Origin of the sequence: Providencia sp. PROV073, assembly GCF_033688125.1 — a bacterium.
GTDB lineage: Bacteria > Pseudomonadota > Gammaproteobacteria > Enterobacterales > Enterobacteriaceae > Providencia > Providencia hangzhouensis.
The window spans coordinates 1,591,494-1,610,331 of record NZ_CP096353.1 but is presented as its reverse complement, the minus strand read 5'-3'; the positions used below and the strand labels follow the sequence as shown (position 1 = coordinate 1,610,331).

Annotated in this window: 14 protein-coding genes; 3 read left to right on the top strand and 11 right to left on the bottom strand. The window is 40.2% G+C overall.

Annotated elements, in window-relative coordinates; genetic code table 11:
• Nucleotides 1–5: 5 nt before the first annotated feature.
• A complete protein-coding gene (locus M1F17_RS07125; RefSeq protein ID WP_318837334.1) occupies nt 6–923 on the bottom strand; it encodes a GNAT family N-acetyltransferase in 918 nt (305 codons plus the stop codon).
• A gap of 269 nt (nt 924–1,192) precedes the next feature.
• Here M1F17_RS07125 and M1F17_RS07120 point away from each other — a divergent pair, with 269 nt between their 5' ends.
• Nucleotides 1,193–2,173: a LacI family DNA-binding transcriptional regulator gene (locus M1F17_RS07120; protein WP_196724436.1), complete on the top strand. Its 981-nt coding sequence runs from the start codon at nt 1,193–1,195 to the stop codon at nt 2,171–2,173.
• A 234-nt stretch (nt 2,174–2,407) separates the two neighbouring features.
• Here M1F17_RS07120 and fhuB read toward each other — a convergent pair whose 3' ends face one another.
• The 10 genes from fhuB to galE form a co-directional block, all read right to left on the bottom strand.
• Nucleotides 2,408–4,378 (bottom strand): Fe(3+)-hydroxamate ABC transporter permease FhuB, encoded by a 1,971-nt coding sequence (gene fhuB, locus M1F17_RS07115; RefSeq protein WP_096863338.1) that lies wholly within the window; start codon nt 4,376–4,378, stop codon nt 2,408–2,410.
• Nucleotides 4,368–5,294, bottom strand: a complete 927-nt coding sequence (locus tag M1F17_RS07110; protein WP_318837333.1) for an iron-siderophore ABC transporter substrate-binding protein — start codon at nt 5,292–5,294, stop codon at nt 4,368–4,370. The genes fhuB and M1F17_RS07110 overlap by 11 nt, the downstream gene beginning before the upstream one ends.
• The gene (locus tag M1F17_RS07105; RefSeq protein WP_004261670.1) at nt 5,285–6,067 is read right to left on the bottom strand and encodes an ABC transporter ATP-binding protein; all 783 of its coding nucleotides are present in this window, start codon (nt 6,065–6,067) and stop codon (nt 5,285–5,287) included. The genes M1F17_RS07110 and M1F17_RS07105 overlap by 10 nt, the downstream gene beginning before the upstream one ends.
• Before the next feature lie 48 nt (nt 6,068–6,115).
• Complete coding sequence (locus M1F17_RS07100) at nt 6,116–8,191, bottom strand: TonB-dependent siderophore receptor (protein ID WP_318837332.1); 2,076 nt, start codon at nt 8,189–8,191, stop codon at nt 6,116–6,118.
• Nucleotides 8,192–8,479: 288 nt separating this feature from the next.
• Nucleotides 8,480–10,111, bottom strand: a complete 1,632-nt coding sequence (locus M1F17_RS07095) for a sodium/sugar symporter (protein ID WP_036958441.1) — start codon at nt 10,109–10,111, stop codon at nt 8,480–8,482.
• A 263-nt stretch (nt 10,112–10,374) separates the two neighbouring features.
• A complete protein-coding gene (locus tag M1F17_RS07090) occupies nt 10,375–11,379 on the bottom strand; it encodes a substrate-binding domain-containing protein (protein WP_004261677.1) in 1,005 nt (334 codons plus the stop codon).
• A 153-nt stretch (nt 11,380–11,532) separates the two neighbouring features.
• The gene (galM, locus tag M1F17_RS07085) at nt 11,533–12,564 is read right to left on the bottom strand and encodes a galactose-1-epimerase (protein ID WP_318837331.1); all 1,032 of its coding nucleotides are present in this window, start codon (nt 12,562–12,564) and stop codon (nt 11,533–11,535) included.
• A gap of 35 nt (nt 12,565–12,599) precedes the next feature.
• Nucleotides 12,600–13,754 carry a galactokinase gene (gene galK, locus M1F17_RS07080; protein ID WP_164455328.1) on the bottom strand — a complete coding sequence of 385 codons (1,155 nt, stop codon included), beginning with the start codon at nt 13,752–13,754 and terminating at the stop codon, nt 12,600–12,602.
• Nucleotides 13,755–13,822: 68 nt separating this feature from the next.
• Complete coding sequence (locus M1F17_RS07075) at nt 13,823–14,887, bottom strand: UDP-glucose--hexose-1-phosphate uridylyltransferase (protein ID WP_112307229.1); 1,065 nt, start codon at nt 14,885–14,887, stop codon at nt 13,823–13,825.
• Between the two features lie 12 nt (nt 14,888–14,899).
• Nucleotides 14,900–15,925: a UDP-glucose 4-epimerase GalE gene (gene galE / locus M1F17_RS07070; protein WP_144140870.1), complete on the bottom strand. Its 1,026-nt coding sequence runs from the start codon at nt 15,923–15,925 to the stop codon at nt 14,900–14,902.
• Between the two features lie 495 nt (nt 15,926–16,420).
• Between galE and M1F17_RS07065 the strand changes: the two genes are divergently transcribed.
• A complete protein-coding gene (locus M1F17_RS07065) occupies nt 16,421–17,134 on the top strand; it encodes an IclR family transcriptional regulator (RefSeq protein WP_004261689.1) in 714 nt (237 codons plus the stop codon).
• 63 nt (nt 17,135–17,197) lie between these two features.
• Complete coding sequence (locus M1F17_RS07060) at nt 17,198–18,826, top strand: OPT/YSL family transporter (protein WP_144140868.1); 1,629 nt, start codon at nt 17,198–17,200, stop codon at nt 18,824–18,826.
• The last annotated feature ends 12 nt before the right edge of the window (nt 18,827–18,838 follow it).

Genomic DNA, 18,838 nt, shown 5'->3' with positions numbered 1-18,838 from the left:
TTTTATTAGCCACTTTCAGGTAAAAAGGACGGCATAACCACGCCGCTTGGTTTCTGCACAGCACCTTTGACTTGCGCAAGATGCAATTCACAAATTCTACCGCCCCATCGTAATAGCGCTTGGCACAGTGCGCTTCGCTCTGTGGGAACTAAAACGACTGGCATCGCACCACGATGATGTTTGTCTAGCATCCAACCGAGTAAATCCAGCGCTACCTCATCACGATAGCTGCAGCCGGGCCCTAACATCCTCGATGCGGGGTGTGCGATAGAGGCAAGATAACCTTCGATGCGCTGGTTATGTTCCCAGACTGCAATTCGCCATAACCCGCTGGTGTCATTTAAAAAATATTCAATATCCCGCTGACGACTAATACCTAATAAATCCGCTTCCAATTGTAAAATAGCCGGTAAGTCTTCGGTTCGAGCATCTCGCACAATTCCTTCGGTCAAGCGAGGGAGATTCACGCCTTGCTCTGGTACTGAAATCACCATGTCTTGGTAAATTGCATAAGGTGTAAAACCGCCGCGGCGATAAAGAGAATAAGAGTCTAAATTCAGGGCACTTGAAATTAAGCGAATGGGTAAATTTCCGGCTAATTCATCCGCTTTGGACAGTAATTTCTTTGCAATACCCTGTCCAAATGCGTCGGGATGGACATTCATAATCCCAAGGCCCAAATGTGTTTCTCGTGGGTGAAAAAAACACGAGCCAAGAATATTGAGTTGTGAATCACGGGCTACCCAGTGGTAGTCAGGATCAAGTTGTTGGTATACATCAACAAATAAATAGCACTCTTCAGGCGCAGACTGAAATATTGCGCCTAAACCATGTTGTTGATACCAGACATTCGTTGAGTGATAAATCAAATGCGCGACTTCACTCCGATCAGCGCATTTCGCAAGCTGTAGTTGTATATCCATTCATTACCTCTCATGTTTTAATGTTTATAAAATGAGGCTTTTCACTAAATGGCAGCTAAATCCAAAAATGAAATCGATTACATTTTTACTGAAATCGATTTCATTTATAAAATATAGCCAAATTGTTTCTTTCAGCAACTAGCTGAATGGTTCAATAATGATCTAAAAGATAAATTTGCAATCTGCATCACAAGTTGATTGTATCAATCGTACTTTTCATCGCGATGTTGCATACTGTGCATGGCAATAGACAAAAGGAAAAGTGAACAATGTCGATAGAAAAAGTGGCGAAAATTGCAGGAGTCTCTGCCGCAACGGTTTCACGGGTATTGAATGATCAACATATTGTAAAACCCGCAACTCGAGATAAAGTTCTCGCCGCCATCGCTCAGTGTAATTATCAACCTAATTTATTAGCGCGCCAGCTACGAACCTCGCGTAGTCGCATGCTATTGGTGCTGGTGTCTAATATCACTAACCCCTTTTGTTCATTGGTTGTACGTGGTATTGAAGAAGAAGCGGAACGCCACGGCTATCATATTTTGTTATGTAATTCTGAATCCAATCCAACTCGTGAATCCGCTTATCTAAGTTTACTCAGAGGTAAGGTTGTTGATGGCGTCATCACTATGGATGCTGTGAGTTGTTTACCGGGGCTTACTGATATGATTGGGGATTTTCCGTGGGTGCAGTGTGGTGAAGGGGATCCAGAATTTCGTGCTTCTTCTGTTACTATTGATAATTCACAAGCCGCTAGCGCAGGCGTTTATCATTTAGCAGCGAAAAATCGCCAACGCATTGCATTAATTAACAGTGATATGCGTTACCTCTATTCGCAACAACGGGAACAAGGGTACCGAAAAGCACTCACTGAACTTGGCTTTGAATATTGTAAAATCGAGTATGTAGAAGAATTAGATTACACCGCGGGGGCGAAGGCCATGGAAAAGTTACTGCAAAATGCGCCCAAACCCGATGCTGTATTCGCGATTTCTGATGTCATCGCAGGCGGTGCAATGAGTGTTTTGCATCAGCAGGGATTGCATATTCCGAATGATATTGCTGTGTTAGGGTTTGATGGTGTGCCCTTCGGTGAAGTAACCACACCGCCATTAAGTACCATTGTGCAGCCGATGCATCAATTTGGCATCCGTAGCGTTCAACTGCTAATCAATAAAATTAAGCACCCGCAGCTCGATGACAGCCATGAAATCCTCGAATGGCAATTAATTGAACGCGGCTCAACTTAACACACTTTTTTACTTCCATTCTGGGGCTGTGATATTGAAATAATACGGATAAGAAACGACGCTATAATTTTTCTAGTGAAGCGGTTTTGTCTCCTGTATCAACCCATATTTTGATCAATACAGAAGTCGTACCTTCGTTAACAACCTTCAATGCAACACTACCCAAAATTCATTGTTTAGTGTTAGTTAACTCGCCTTGAGTAAGGCTTTAACTAACCACATTTACACCATAAATTATGACTTGATTTTATTCATCGCCATCAGCAATAAAAAATATCCACCACCTAAAATAGCGACAAAAATTCCAGCTGCAATCTGTGTTGGATAAATAATAATTTGGCCTAGCCAATCTGCCCAAACCATTAATATACTACCGATCAACCCACTAATAATAAGTTGTTGTTTCGCCTTTTTAGCGCCAACTAAAAAAGCCATATGGGGTGCAACTAAACCAAGAAATGCAATGGGGCCAACAGTGGAAGTGACAAAGGCACACAATAATGCAACTAAGATTAATAGCAATATAGTCGCTAATTGTGAATTTAGTCCTCTTCCCTGTGCAAATGTTCGACTAATTGATAATAAAACTAGCCAACGATTTAACGTGATCGCTAATATCGTTAATACAACAACACTGATTGAAAAAATAATGGCCTGTTGCCCTTCCACACGATAAGTTGAGCCTGAAAGCCATAATAATATCCGATAGCTACTCAATGTCCCTTGAGCTAAAAAGAACTGAACAAAAGCTTCTAACGTTGCCGTTAGGCAGATCCCTGTCAAAATTAAACTTGCTGGTGCGTATTGGTGCCGTTTACCTAGGTATAACAATATTCCTAATACAATCAGGCTCCCGATTAAAGCAACACCCCAAAATGAGGTTTGAATAGCCGTGCCTAATAGTAGGCTAAATAGAACGAGTGCCGCTGTAGCCCCTGAAGAAACCCCCAAAATGTCTGGGCTGGCCAACGGGTTATAAATAATCCTTTGTAATAAAACCCCCGCAATACTCAAGGCTAATCCAGCAAATGTCGCCGCTAATAAACGAGGCCATTTAATATCCCATTGAAAACTTGACGGCAGTTGCCAATAATATTGTTCACCATTCGTTTGTAAGCAAAGGGAAAATACAACTCCACTTACTAACAATAAAATAAGAATAGATACCGTGGTTTTAGAAAGTATTATTTTTGTTGGTAATAACCCTATCGATAATTGATCTTGGGCTGTCATTGTTCGGCGGCTAAACCAGATCAATAAAGGAGCACCAATAGCAGCTGTCATTACACCCGTAGGAACCACAATATTAAGGTAATTTGTTAGTGCGATTGCCCCGCTGTCTGCAAGAAGCAATAAAATAGCCCCTACAACTGCACTATTTAATAACTCTTGCCTTGTACTCATATTACCCATTCGCCGTACTATATTTGGAGCTAATAAACCAATAAAACTAATAACCCCTACAGTTGAAATAGTCGCCGCTACTAACCAAGATGCTAAAACAATAAAAAGTAAAAAAGTTGGTAAAACGGATAAGCCTCGAGCTTTAGCCCCCTCATGGCCTAATTTCAATAATGTCAAAATACGTGGGGCGAAACAGATAATAATAATAACAGGGAACAATAAAGGTAATAAACCAACCACTTTTTGCCAACCATCTTGCGCTAAATTTCCTGCTCCCCACATAAAAATATTTTGTGCAAATTGCGAATTTAATGTAATTAATGCAGTCGCTATAGCACCAAACAAAATATTTATGACCATTCCTGAAACAACTAACGGAATGCCTGTCATATTACGAATACCTGCAATTAATATTACTAAACCAAATGCAAGTAATGCTCCCACCATCGCAGCTAGCGTTTGATATAACCCAATCTCGTTACTAAACCAAATATTGACTACCACTAATGCTAACCAAGCACCGGATGATGAACCTAACGTTAGTGGTGAAGTAAGATTATTTTGTGTTAATTGCTGCATCAAACTGCCCAATAAACCAAAAGTTGCTCCCACTAATAATGCCATAGCAAGGCGTGGTAATTGGCCATATAAATAAAAATAATCAGCAAATGTATCGGCTGAAGCTGGATGGATAACTAAAAATAATTGCTGACTGAGTGTAACCCCAGGTTCGAGCTGAAGGTTAATCAGCGCGATCACCATTAATACAAAAAATAGTATTGAGTGCTGTTTAGTTGTCATTATGAGGAGCAACCTGTAATAAGCTTTCTGTTAATGCTTCCGCCATTAATTGCAAGGAAAAGACACCACCATAATTCCAAACGGGACGAACACTATTTATCCGCCCTTGTTTAACAAAAGGCATCGACTGCCATAATATGGAATCATTCAGTTTTTTTTCTTCTACAAATGGTTTGATGTATAACACGTACCCATCATTTATAAACTGCAATGAATTTATTCGTCTCTGCTCTATTCCCCAAGGACGTGCGGGGACTAAAATAGCAGGCTTTAATGCAAGCTGTTCAAGAACATAATTGAGTGTTGAATTCTCAGTATAAAGAAAAATAGTGCTTAAACTTGAAAACCGGATAACAGCAACACTTGGCTTCGTTGTAAAAGCACATTCAAGTTGTGATCTTAATTCAGCAAAACGTTTATCCATTTTCACTAAATATTCATCGGCAAAAGACGTCTTCTCAAATAAGCGAGCCAACGTTTTAAAATGAGCAATGGCTACAAGCCCTGAATCATCTTGACGTGCAAAATTTGATAAATAAACGACTGGCGCTATTTTTTCCAATAAAGGCAGTAAATCTTCTTGCGCGCTACTTGCAATAATAACATCAGGTTTCAATGCGGCAATTTGCTCTAAATTAGGCTCAGCTCGCGTACCCACCTCTTTGACCGAAGAAGGAACAACAGGGTCAACAACCCATTGCTTGTAACTCTCTAATTCCGTGGCCCCAACAGGCGTAATTTCAAGCGTTAATAGCTGTTCCAGCAAATCCCAATCTAAAACCACAACACGCTGAGGCGGCGAATTGAACTCGACAATACCACGACTGTCCGTAACAGAATAAGCCCGTGTATAAAATGAGCATAATAATGTACTTGTTAATAAAATAAGGCCAAGCAAATTGATTCTTAAGCGCATACGATAGCAACCCTATGATGTTCTGACTCGGGAAAACTAGGGTGTGGTATTAATTTAATCGGAGTATCGTAGAGTGACGATAGCCTTGCTTCATCATGGAGAAGAACGCTTTTTCCCTCAAATTCTATTTTCCCTTTTTTTAATGCCACGATGTGTGTTGCATACCGTAAAGAAAGGTTGAGGTCATGAAGGATCACAATCACACCAATCCCATGAACTTTATTAAGCTCACTCAATAAATTCATTAACTGGTATTGATGGTGAATATCTAATGCAGAAGTCGGTTCATCCAGTATTAAAACTGGTGATTGTTGAGCAAGTAACATGGCAACCCATGCGCGCTGGCGCTCTCCACCAGACAAGTTGTCTGCTAAGTTCGCGGAAAACCCCTCAACCCCAGCTTTCTCCATCGCTTGTTGGATAATAATTTCATCGTCAGCTTGCCAGCGACCAAGTGCACCTCGCCACGGAAAACGCCCTAACCGCACAAGTTCTTTCACAGACAGCCCCGCTGAGGCTGGCAGTTTTTGTGGTAAATATGCGATTTTTTGCGCTAATTCTTTCGTTTTATATTGAGAAAGACTCGTGCCATTTAAATCAATTTGCCCGCTATCCGGTGCCATCTGCCCAGAAAGGAGATTAACCAGTGTAGATTTTCCTGAACCATTATGACCAAGAACCACTGTGAGTTCTGTTGTGGGTATATTTAACGAATCTATAGATAAAATAGAACGATGATCGCGAACGATATTAATATTTGCTAATCGAAACATAGAAAGGACTCAAGGCATGCCAACATTATTAGCATGCCTTTTTTAAAATTACCAAGTGTACTTTGTTTGTAACACAAATGAGCGCGATTGGCCGTAATAGCACCAGGTATCACAGGATGAAACATACTCTTTATTGAGGATGTTATTCATATTGAACTGGAACTGCCAATTGTTCGATAATTGATATATCGCGGCCATATCCCAGAGCGTCGCACTAGGAACAGAAAGGTTGCTGCTTGCTGGGTTATCCTTTGATTGACCATAATAGCGAATACCAGTTCCGAGTTTTAACGACTGGTTACTCACGATTGGAATTTCGTAGTCAGTCCAGACAGTCGCCATATGTTTGGGGATCATACCAGCCTGTTTACGTCCCTTACCACCTGTTTGATCTGTTTTCGCATTGGTATAAGTGTATGTCGCTTTAATATCCCAATTATCAGTAACACTTGCAAATAGTTCTGTTTCTATACCTTGTGAAGTGACTTTACCTGTTTGTGTTGCAACAGGGTGTTCAGGAGTTGTGACTAACGCATTTTTTTGTTCGATATCGAACCAAGCAATATTCCAATAACCATCCATAAAATAAGGTGTATATTTGATACCAGCTTCAAATTGCTCACCTTTAAGTGGTTTATACAGTTTTTGGGTTGTTGGGTCGATTGTCGATTGAACTTCAAAAGATTGAGAGTAATTTAAATAAGGTGAAATCCCATTGTCAGCAATATACATTAAGCCCGCATTTAAACTCATCTGCCCATCATTTCTAGACTCATCTTCTGCTTTTTTATGTGCTTTATTTTCAGTTTTTACCCAATCATAACGTGCACCAACGACCCCAATCCATTTGCTATCAAGCTTTGTTTGGTATTGTGAATAAATACTAGCTTGTGTTTTATCAATAGTGCGATGAATGTTATTTGATGGGTCAAGTGGGGTATAGTGCCCATAAACTGGCTTCCACGGGTTAATTTTACCAAAAGCATAATTATCCTGTTCATCGCCTTTGGTTTGATGATATTGGAATTCAATACCCGTAAGTAAGGTATTTTCAAACCGCTCACTATCCCATTCACCGACGATATTGTTATCAAAACTAAAACTTTGGTTTTTACCATCGCGAAAAACAATACCTTGCCCCAATTCCTGCACGGTAGGGTCTGCATTAAAGAAAGCATAAACACTTCTGAGTGTTAGGTCGTTGTAACCATAATTTACACGCTGCGCAAAACGCCACTCATCATTAAATTGATGTTCTAATAAATAACCCACTGAGAACTGAGTCCGCTTGTATTTATCGTAATCAGGCTCACCTAAATTGGTTGATGGCTTAATTTTACCGTAATTAGAGTGAATTAATGTTCCCGCCGCTGGGAAAAAAGGATTCGTGGGCGTACCATCATCGTGCAGATACGTCCCCATTAACGTAAGTACAGTCTGATCAGACAAGTCAAATGCCGCACTTGGCGCCAGATAAATACGTTTATTATCCGTGCCTTTGAGTTCCCCATCCGATTTTTTCATCGTTCCCACTAAACGGTAGCGGGCACCTGCATCGGCTGATGCTGTAGAAAGATCAAAGCCTAGCGCTTGATGATCGTTATTACCCGCTTCTAAAAATATTTCATTTTTAGCATTAATAGATGGCTTTTTCGTTACTAAGTTAACAGCGCCTCCAGGAGTGGATTCGCCAAAGAGAACGGCTGATGACCCCTTCACGACTTCAATACTTTCCAATCCATAAGGTTCAAGTAGCCAAGTGTAGTAGCCATCTCGATATAACCGGCTATTATCTAAATAAGTTGCGGCATCAAAACCGCGAACTTTGAACCAATCCGTATCATTATCAGCCCCATAAGGTTGTGCAACAACCCCCGAGGTATAACGAAGTGCTTCATCAATTTTTTGCGGAGCATGTATGGTCAAATCTTGTTCCGTAATGATCGAAACAGATTTTGGCGTTTCTTGCAGCGCAGTATTCACTTTGAGTGCTTGTGCACTAACAACGAAAGAGTCTTTTTTGTCGCTATTTTGTTCATTTGCCATGGATTGGTTTTGAACAGCCAGCGCTAACAGAGTGAAAATGGCAACCTGATGTAAACGAAATAAACCTAAATTTTTCACAAAATAGTTCCAATGATAATAATAATAAGTCTCAGTATTATTCCTAAAAATAAGTCAAATTAAAATCAATTTGGCATATTTGCTTATAACAAATAGTTATTAAAAAAATAAAATTAAACACAATTAACCATACATAAGGAAGGGAGATTATTAGTCAAGAATAACGAAAATGATCTCGATGCGAATATTAGGTCATTATTTAAGTTAACAAACGCAAAAAATAAGGCGGGAATGACCTTTCCCGCCTCGTGCTATCATTTTACTTATCAGCTTGTTAGAAGTTTTGGATTACCAGAACAGCGCATATAGCACACATAAGATAACCATAATTGCGTATGATGCGATATTGAAGCCTGTCGATGTTTTAAAGGTCTCCGACGTTAGGATAATAGCCCCTTCACAGTCATCTTCTTTTGCCGTTGTCAGGCTAATTAAACCAATCACCACCGCAGTAAAGAAGAAGGTGTACATCATTTGGTCAAGGAATGGCATACCTAACGGCATTAGTTTTAAGAATAATGCAAACGGAATTGAGAGCAGCACACCGATAATCGCGCCTTTCGCATTGGTTTTCTTCCAAAATAGACCTAATAAGAATACCGCTAAGATACCTGGGCTAACTAACCCGGTATATTCCTGAATATATTGGAAAGCTTGTCCAATGTTACCCAGTAATGGGGCGATGAAGCATGCGACGATTAACGCAACAACTGCACTAATCCGCCCGACATTCACTAATTTATGGTCCGCGGTTGATGGAGCAATGTATTCTTTGTAGATATCCATGGTGAAAATAGTTGCCACTGAGTTCAACATGGAAGCTAAAGAAGAAACGATAGCCGCAGCTAATGCCGCAAACACAACCCCTTTAGCGCCTACGGGTAAGAATTGTGTTAACCATGGGTAAGCTTTGTCCGCTTGGGCCAATGTTGGCATATGTTCTTGTGCCATCGTTCCTAATCCCGCCAGTAATGCAGGGTCAGAAACTATCACAAATGCCGCAATACCCGGTACGACAACAAGGATTGGGACAATAAGTTTGAGAAATGCTGCGAAAACCAAGCCTTTTTGCGCTTCATTAATAGACTTAGCGGCTAATGCACGTTGAATAATATATTGGTTGAAGCCCCAGTAATATAAATTGGCAACCCATAAACCGCCAATTAACACTGCAATACCGGGTAAATTACTAAACTGTGGGTTGTCTTGGCTTAAAATCATTTCAAAATGCGCAGGCGCTTCACTTGCCATGCGGCTCATACCTGCGAATAACCCCGCATCACCGCCAATATAGCTCACCGCCATTATCGTGGTTAAAAAGCCGCCTAAGATTAAGAAGAAAACTTGTACAACATCCGTCCACGCAACCGCAGACAGCCCACCATAAAGAGAGTAAATCACTGCAAATAATGCTAAGCCGAAAATAGCATAATGCATTGGGATACCTAGGATTGTTTGTAATGCTAACGACCCTAAATAGAGAACTGAAGTTAAATTAACAAAGATAAATAATGCCAACCAAAATACGGCTAAGATTGTTTTTAACGTTTTATTAAAGCGTTTTTCAACAAACTCTGGAATGGTAAAGATACCTTTATCAATAAATACGGGCATAAAATATTTTGCGACAATAATCAGAGTTAGTGCAGCCATCCATTCATAAGATGCGATGGCCAAACCTATTGAGAAGCCAGAACCCGACATACCAATAAACTGTTCTGCTGAAATATTTGCCGCAATTAGTGAAGAACCTATCGCCCACCAAGGTAATGTTTTTCCTGCCAGAAAATAGTCTTTTGTACCTTTCTTTTGCCCTTTTTTATCTCGAGAAACCCAAAGACCAACACTAATAATGATAAGCACATACAGAATGAATATTCCGTAATCTAATGTGCTTAACCCAACCCCTTCAGTTTGCATAATCAAATTCCTTCGCCAAGTGATAACAAAGTAAGTGTAAACGTTACCACAAAATATCACCGTTAGATGAATCACATATTTTCACAATATCCTCTAAAGAATTAACTTAATGGACTAAATAGCAGAAATTAATGTAAATTTTCATAGGTGATAGAAGAGAAGGCACCAGGAAGTAATCTAGATTTTAATAAATTCGTGAAGTTCATCAAATATTAATGAAAACGTTTACACTTATTTTCGTAACTCTATGGGCTATAAAATACTTAGGCGTGCAAAGGCCTAACTGAATTACGTTGAACCAATGTCGGAGAGTAAATCAAACTTTCACCTGTCGTTTTTTCCCCTCTCGCTAAAGAAAGTGCTAGTTGTGTGGCTTTTTCTGCCATCATTTGGATAGGATAACGAATTGTTGTTAAGCGTGGATGGATATAGCGGGCAATCAACACATCATCAAAACCAATAACCGAGACCTGTTCTGGTGAGTGAATTTCATTTTCATCTAATACCGCGATGGCTCCCGCGGCCATAAAATCGTTGTAACCCACGACCGCTGTGATTTCGAGTGATTTTATCAGTAAGTTAGTCATCGCTTGCTCCCCACCTTCCCCATAAGGAGCGCCATATTCAATATAACTATCAGACAGTTGAATACCATTATTTTTTAACGCATCTCGATAACCCTGTAAACGCTGTACCGCATCCTCAATTTGGTGATTTGATGAAATGTACGCAATTTTAGTATGCCCATGTCGAATAAGATGTTCTGTCGCTAAATATGCGCCCTTGTAGTTATTTAAAGAAATACAACGGGTTGCAATTTCATCAATATGGCGGTTGATCAGTACCATACTTGGGACTTCTTTTGCATATTGAAGCAGTTCAGCATCATCCAGGGCTTTAGAGTGGATAACCAAAGCATCACAGCGGTTGTTAATCAACAACTCAATCGATTGGCGCTCTTCCTTGGCATTATGGTAACCATTACAAATCAGAATATGTTTACCATTTTTATGCGCTACAGCATCAACGGCCTTGACCATAACGCCAAAAAAAGGGTCGGAAACATCGTTAACTAACACCCCAATGGTATTTGAACTTTGGTTCACAAGAGCTCGCGCAGCGGCATTGGGACGATAACCTAGCTTATTCATTGCACTCTTTACTGATGCAATAGAAGCTTGGCTTGCCTTCGGTGATTGGTTAATCACTCGAGAAACAGTTGCAACCGAAACACCTGCTTCTTTTGCCACATCTTTGATTGTCGCCATTGTGCACCTCTACAATTAGGATGGCTTATTAAACAATGAGCTAGAATTAAAAACAATGGCATAACGCATATTAAAATTATTTAAAGTAAAATAATGGGTTTATCGTGCAAAAAAGAAAACACCGCTTAGATGCGGTGTTAATCATATATAGATTTAGAAAATAAATTGATAGCAGGTTTCACTACAATAAATTTGATTAGGCTGTGAAATCGGGCTGTATCGTTCTCCCCATTCAGGGTGATTAACAGCATCAGGTGGAAACTGTGTTTCAAATGCAACCCCAGAAAAAGGCGTATAAGATTTTGTTTTACCCGCAACTGAAACTAAATAATTCCCTGTATACAACTGCATAGAAGGCATCGTTGTAGAAATATTCATCTTTACGTCTCCCTCAGGAGCACTCAACGATGCCACCGTTTGCCGCCCATCAATACGGGCTGTATCTAGCATAAAAGTGTGGTCATATCCCCCAGCAGAAATTTGGTCGTGATCTTGTAGAAAGTCACGGCCAATGAGTTTGCTTTGGCGAAAATCAAAATAACTACCAGTGACATTACGCCACTCTCCGCTAGGGATCCCTGCTTTATCTGTGGGTAAATAACAGTCACTGTAAATCGTAAGAGCATGATCTAGCGCTGTCTTTTCACTACCTTCACCCGCCAAATTAAAATAAGTATGGTTGGTTAGGTTTACAGGACAGGCCTTTGTAGCTTGGTGCTTATAACGGATAATCACTTGATTTTCATCCGTTAATTCATAACTTACCTCAACTTTCAATTCCCCGGGAAAACCTTGGTCACCATCGGGTGAAATGAGTGAAAAAATAGCCTGTTGGGTACTAGGTTGTGATATGGCCCAAATCCGATAACTAAAATTGTCCTGCCCACCATGTAAACAATGCGGCTCTTGATTGGCTGACACTGAATAATTTTCACCATGAATAGAAAAACGTGCATTCGCTATACGGTTAGCTACGCGCCCGACTGTCGCGCCCAAATACACGTCTTGTTCCTTTTGTTTATCCATATTTGGTGAACCTAGAACAACATCTCGTCTCCCATGTATTAGCGGCAAAATACAACTTACCCAGCTTGCCCCTAAACTTGTCAGGACAATTTTCATGTCATTTTTATTGGTTAACTCTACGACTTTGGGCGTCTGATTTTTTTCTTGATTAAACAGCATGTTATATCAACTTTTTTCAATTTATTAATTTGGTTTTAACTTACCACACTCGCACCTGAGCTTGGCTGGCAAACATAAATATCGGCTTGTAGGCCTGTCATTTTCTGGTATTGCGCTTCTACCGCGTCAATCACCGGTTGAACACATTGCTGCTGCATCAATGCAACCACACAGCCACCAAAGCCTCCTCCTGTCATTCGTACCCCACCCTGAACACCTAAAACGGACTTAACGATATCCACTAAGGTATCAATTTCTTTGACGGTGATTTCGAAATCATCACGCATAGAAATATGGGATTGCGCCATTAACTCACTTAACTGCAATAAATCATTTTGTGTTAATGCTTTTGCTGCCGCTAAAGTACGTTCGTTTTCACTGATCACGTGTTTGGCTCGCTTAGCAACGATAGGCGATAATAGATGTTGCTTCTGTAAAAACTCATCAAATGTGATGTCACGTAATGCTTTCACCCCAAACAAATTAGCGGCTTCTTCACATTGTTGGCGGCGTGTATTGTATTCACTTCCAACCAAACCCCGTTGCTTATTTGAATTGATTATCATCACAACCAGATCATCAGGTATGGAAATAGGAAATAGCGCCAAACTGCGGCAATCAATCAATAGAGCATGGCCTTCATCACCACACGCTGAAATCAGTTGGTCCATAATACCGCAGTTACAACCAACAAATTGGTTCTCAGCTTGTTGGCCATTAAGCGCGATATCTTGCTGGCTAATATCTAATTGATACAAAGCCTTAAGTGTTTGTCCAATCACAACTTCGAGTGAGGCTGAAGAACTTAACCCCGCGCCTTGCGGCACATTACCACTGACTGCAATATCGCAACCATTGAATAAAAGCCCTCTTTGTAAGAGAAACTTCACGACACCGCGAATATAGTTTGCCCACATTTTTTCAGGCAAAAATGTAATATCGCTATCCAAACTGAATTCGTCACATTCATTATGGTAGTCAGCCGCAACGACTCGGATAATACGATCATCACGTTTAGCCGCCGCGGTCATCGTTTGGTAATCAATCGCACAAGGCAAAACAAAGCCATCATTATAATCCGTATGTTCACCGATAATATTTACTCGCCCCGGCGCTTGAACATAAATTTCAGGTTGATAACCAAAGGTTTTTTCAAACGACGAGGCGACAGTTTGCTTTAACGTTTCCATTTTTAATTATCCTTAATGCGTAATTTGGTTAACCCAGCAAACAGCTAAGTTAATTATAATTTGATGAATTATTTAGTAGTTTGACTTTGTTTATAATGGCAGTCACTCACATCACGTAAACGTTGTGCGGCCTGTTCTGGTGTCAGGTCTCGCTGAGTTTCAGCTAACATTTCATACCCCACCATGAATTTTTTTACCGTCGCTGAGCGCAGTAATGGCGGATAAAATAAGGCATGTAGTTGCCAATGCTCGATACTTTGGCTTTCATTAATAAAAGGTGCAAAGTGCCATCCCATAGAATATGGGAAAGAGCAATGAAATAGATTATCGTAACGGCTTGTGAGTTTTTTTAGCGCAACAGCAAGGTCTGCGCGAATGGCTTCATTCATTTCATCCATACGGCGAATATGCTGTTTTGGCAATAACAGGGTTTCAAATGGCCAAGCTGCCCAATAAGGAACAAGTGCAATCCATTCTTCAGTTTCAACAACAATTCGTGAGCCATCTTGTTGCTCAGCTTTAATATAGTCAATTAATAAGTTGCTGCCATGACGTTGATAATATTGCGTGAGAAAATGGTCCTTACGTGCAATTTCATTCGGTAAAAAATCACTTGCCCAAATTTGTCCATGAGGATGCGGTTGAGAACACCCCATTATTTCCCCTTTATTTTCAAAAACCTGAACCCAAGCATAACGTTCACTTAACTCAGCAACTTGTTGCTGCCATGTTTCGATAACACCTTCAATTTCAGGTACAGACAGCTCTGGCAGTGTTTTACTGTGATCAGGCGAAAAGCAAATCACTCGACTAACCCCACTCACCGATTGTGATTGAAACAATTCAGATTGATTATCAGGTTGAGCGCAGGGTTGTGCTAATAGCGCACCATGGTCATTCTGGAATACATAAGTCCCTTGGTAGTTAGGATTCACTTCCCCGGAAACCCTTGTATTACCAGGGCACAAGAAGCAATGCTCATCATATTGAGGTAAATTTTCTATTGATGGTTTTTCATCTTTGCCGCTCCACGGGCGTTTTGCTCGATGAGGGGACACTAACACCCACTGGCCTGTTAATGGGTTATAGCGACGATGAGGGCAATCCGAAGGGTTAAAAGGCAAAATATTCATCTCATGCATCTCCTAAACTTCATAACCATTGGGATTATTTGATTGCCAGCGCCAACTGTCAGTCGCCATATCCTCAAGAGTTCGCTCCGCTTGCCATCCTAGTTCATGGTGCGCTTTTTCTGGTGTTGACCAGTATTCCGCAATATCCCCAGCACGACGTGGTTCAATCACATAAGGAATGGCTTTTCCAACTGCTTTTTCAAATGCATGTAACATTTGCAAAACACTAGTGCCGTTACCCGTGCCCAAATTGTAGCAATGTACCCCTGCTTGATTACCAACCTTTTGTAGAGCGGCAACATGGCCATCTGCTAAATCCATGACATGGATATAATCCCGAACCCCCGTTCCATCCACCGTAAGGTAATCGTTTCCATAAATCACCAATTTTTCTCTTTTTCCTACCGCAACTTGGGTTATATAAGGTGTTAAATTATTTGGGATCCCTTGTGGGTCTTCGCCCATCAAACCTGATGGATGAGCACCTACTGGGTTGAAATAACGTAATAATGTTAATGACCATAACGGGTCTGAGTGAAATAAATCAGATAAACAACGCTCAACCATATACTTGCTGGTGCCATAAGGGCTTTGTGTATTACCCGTTGGGAACTCTTCGGTGATAGGTAAACGACTGGGCTCGCCATATACCGTTGCTGACGAACTAAAAATCAAACTTTTCACGTTCGCTTCCTGCATACAGCGCATTAATACCAATGTCCCATTGAAATTAACATCATAGTATCTAAGCGGGTTTTCTACTGATTCACCAACCGCTTTTAGCCCTGCAAAATGAATAACTGAATGAAATTGATGAGAAGAAAAAATGTGAGCTAGCTGTTGCTCATTTCGAACATCACACTGATAAAATACTGGGCGCACACCGGTTAATCTTTCAATACGATTAAGCACTTCTAGCTTTGCATTACACAAATTATCAATAATAACTGGTGATAGCCCAGCCTTTATCAATTGAACACAAGTATGACTACCGATATACCCGAGCCCGCCTGTAACTAGAATTTCAACCTGTTGCATCTCTCTTCCCCCAATACTGCTTAAATTGCATTCTGTCTTCCAACTTGTCATTGCTACCGAGTATAACAACGAGTTTAGATAAGATTCTGTGATCAATCTCGACTTAGTGTAAACGTTTACACAAAATTATAAAATAATCTATTTCTCACATAAATAAATCGCATCAGGAAAAGATCATTCAAGGTAAACAAATTCTCCTGTTTTCACCAATAACTCATTTATCCATTTGCGTCTTTTTGATTGTTTCGCTAGTAGGAACAGCTAAAGAATAAAAAAAAATAGATTAATTTCAAATAGTTACAGGGAAAGCAAGAAAAAAAAGATAAATGATAAGAACTGTTTTAGTGACCTACTTAACACAGATGCAACAAACCATTTACTTTGCATATTGTTTCATCTAAATATGTTTGTATTACCAAACGGCACACTGTTCCCGTATAAGGAACAAAAATATAACAATAGTGCTAATTCAATTAATTATAAACAGGGGAAGCTATGAATAACCGACTACAATCTGCTGGTTTCGTATTAACCTTGTTAGATTACTTTTCAATCAACAAGCCCATATGGGGAGTACGTGAGTTAGCTCGTCATCTTGATAAGAGCCCTTCCGTCGTACAGCGGGGTTTTAATATTCTAGAAGAGCAAGGTTTCTTACAAAAAAATAAAAATAAAGAATATTTATTAGGCTTGCGGTGTATTGAAATCGGTCATTTAGCCAATAACACACGCCAGTTTTCACAATTAGCGAGTGACTACTTACGCCCTCTCGCTGATAAAACACATGAAACCATATTTATTTATCGCCGTTACAATGATATCGCTATTTGTAATTTCATTTTAGAAAGTGACCATCTTATCCGCTTTACATCTAAAGAAGGAGAAGCGTTGAGCTTGCATGAAGCCCCATTTACACAAATCATTTTAAGCTCAATGGATATTTCATATATTGATGAATATCTTTCTAAACATAATTTGCAAAATAACACCTTATTAAAAAAGCAATTAAGTCTCTATGCTGAAGAAGGATATGCATATTCAAAAGAAGCTTATTTAGCAGGAACACAAGGGTTATCCGTTCCTATATTTTCTTTTGAAAAAGGGGTATTAGGCTCGTTATGCATTGCAGCATCAAGCCAAAGTAAAAATTTAACCGAGTATTATCCATTATTAAAATCCACAGCCAGTAAATTATCTACCATATTTTAAATCCATGGTGAAATAATAAGATAAAAAGCAGTTATTAATTATTAAAATAAAATAGGTAACTCTATGAATATATCTCATGATAAAAATGATACTGAGGTACGTGTATCTATTTTTTCTCCAGCACTACTCATCGCAATAATTATATTATCTTTTGTTGGTGCTATTATTGGTATTCAGATTATTGTCACACTAGGTATCTCCGCAAACACATCAATTATCGGTGCTGTTCTCGCCATTTTATTATCTCGTGTCCCACTTTCTATATTCGCATCATTTAAATTTATCGATGCGCAAAATTTAATTCAAACTAGCATCTCTGCAGCAACCTTTGCTGCAGCAAATGGTTTAATAGTAGCCATTGGTGTGCCTTGGGTATTGGGTATGCCTGAATTAATTTATCCGATGATGGCTGGAGCTTTCGTTGCGATTATCATTGATGGCACGATTTTATATGGCTTGTTTAATACCCGCGCCTATCCTGCCAGTGCATCTTGGCCTGCCGGTGTTGCCACCGCAGAAACTTTGTGGGCAGGAAATAAAGGTGGAAAGCGGCTTGGCGCATTGCTGACAGGCTTTGCTGCTGGAGCCATCGGTGCAGGTTTTGGTATCCCAATGGCATCCGCAGGGATCGCGTTGATTGGCAGTATTTTCGCGTTATTCATGTTTGCTGTTGGACTTCTCATTCGCGGTTTTTCTGAGTCAGGGCTAATTACTTATAATTTATATGAAAACTATGTCCCACACGGTGTGATGATTGGTGCAGGTATCGTCGCATTAATCCAAATCGGAACCATTGTATTTCGCAACAAGAAAGATAGTCAGCAACAAAGCGAAGATAGTGATGAATTACGCCAAAGTAGCAAACGTATCAAGTCAACCTTAATCAAAGGGGCAACGTTCTACTTTTTAACCGCATTAGCACTCACATTTATTAGCCAAATATTTGTCACTATGACATTGCCACAACTTATTGGATTCCTCATTTTTGCGACCTTAGCCGCTTTAATCCAAGAGATGATTGTAGGTATGGCTGCGATGCATTCTGGCTGGTTTCCTGCAACTGCAGCAGCTCTTATCTCATTGATGATTGGTATTTTACTGGGGTTTCCCCCCGAAGCATTGGCCGTTTTAGTTGGGTTTTGTGCCGCGACAGGCCCTGCTTTTGCCGATATGGGTTTTGACCTAAAAACGGGGTTTATGATCCGCGGTTATGGTAAAAACCAATCTGCAGAACATTATGGGAGAAAACAACAATATTTTGCCGCTATTATCGGTTTTTGCTGCGCCTTGGTGGTTGTTGCACTTACCTACGATTTTTATTTCGAACAAGACAAAATCGTTCCTGCATCAAGGCTTTATGCCGCTACGATCCAAGCAGGAAGCTCCTCAAATGTGGCAATGATGTTGTTGTTGTGGGCCATACCGGGTGCCATCATTCAGTTAATTGGCGGTGCTAAAAACCAGATTGGCGTACTCTTCTCAACTGGCTTGATGATTAACTACCCTATTGCAGGTTGGACGGTTCTTACTGCACTCGCGGTTCGAATTATCATTGAGCGTTTCTTCAATATCAGTTCCGATAAAATTTCAACTTTCGCTGGTGGGCTTATTGCTGGCGATGCTCTTTACTCCACGGCTAAAGCATTCCTGCCAACCCTCAAAGCGAAACTGCTTTCCTTCTGGGCTAAATAACTTTATAGGGAA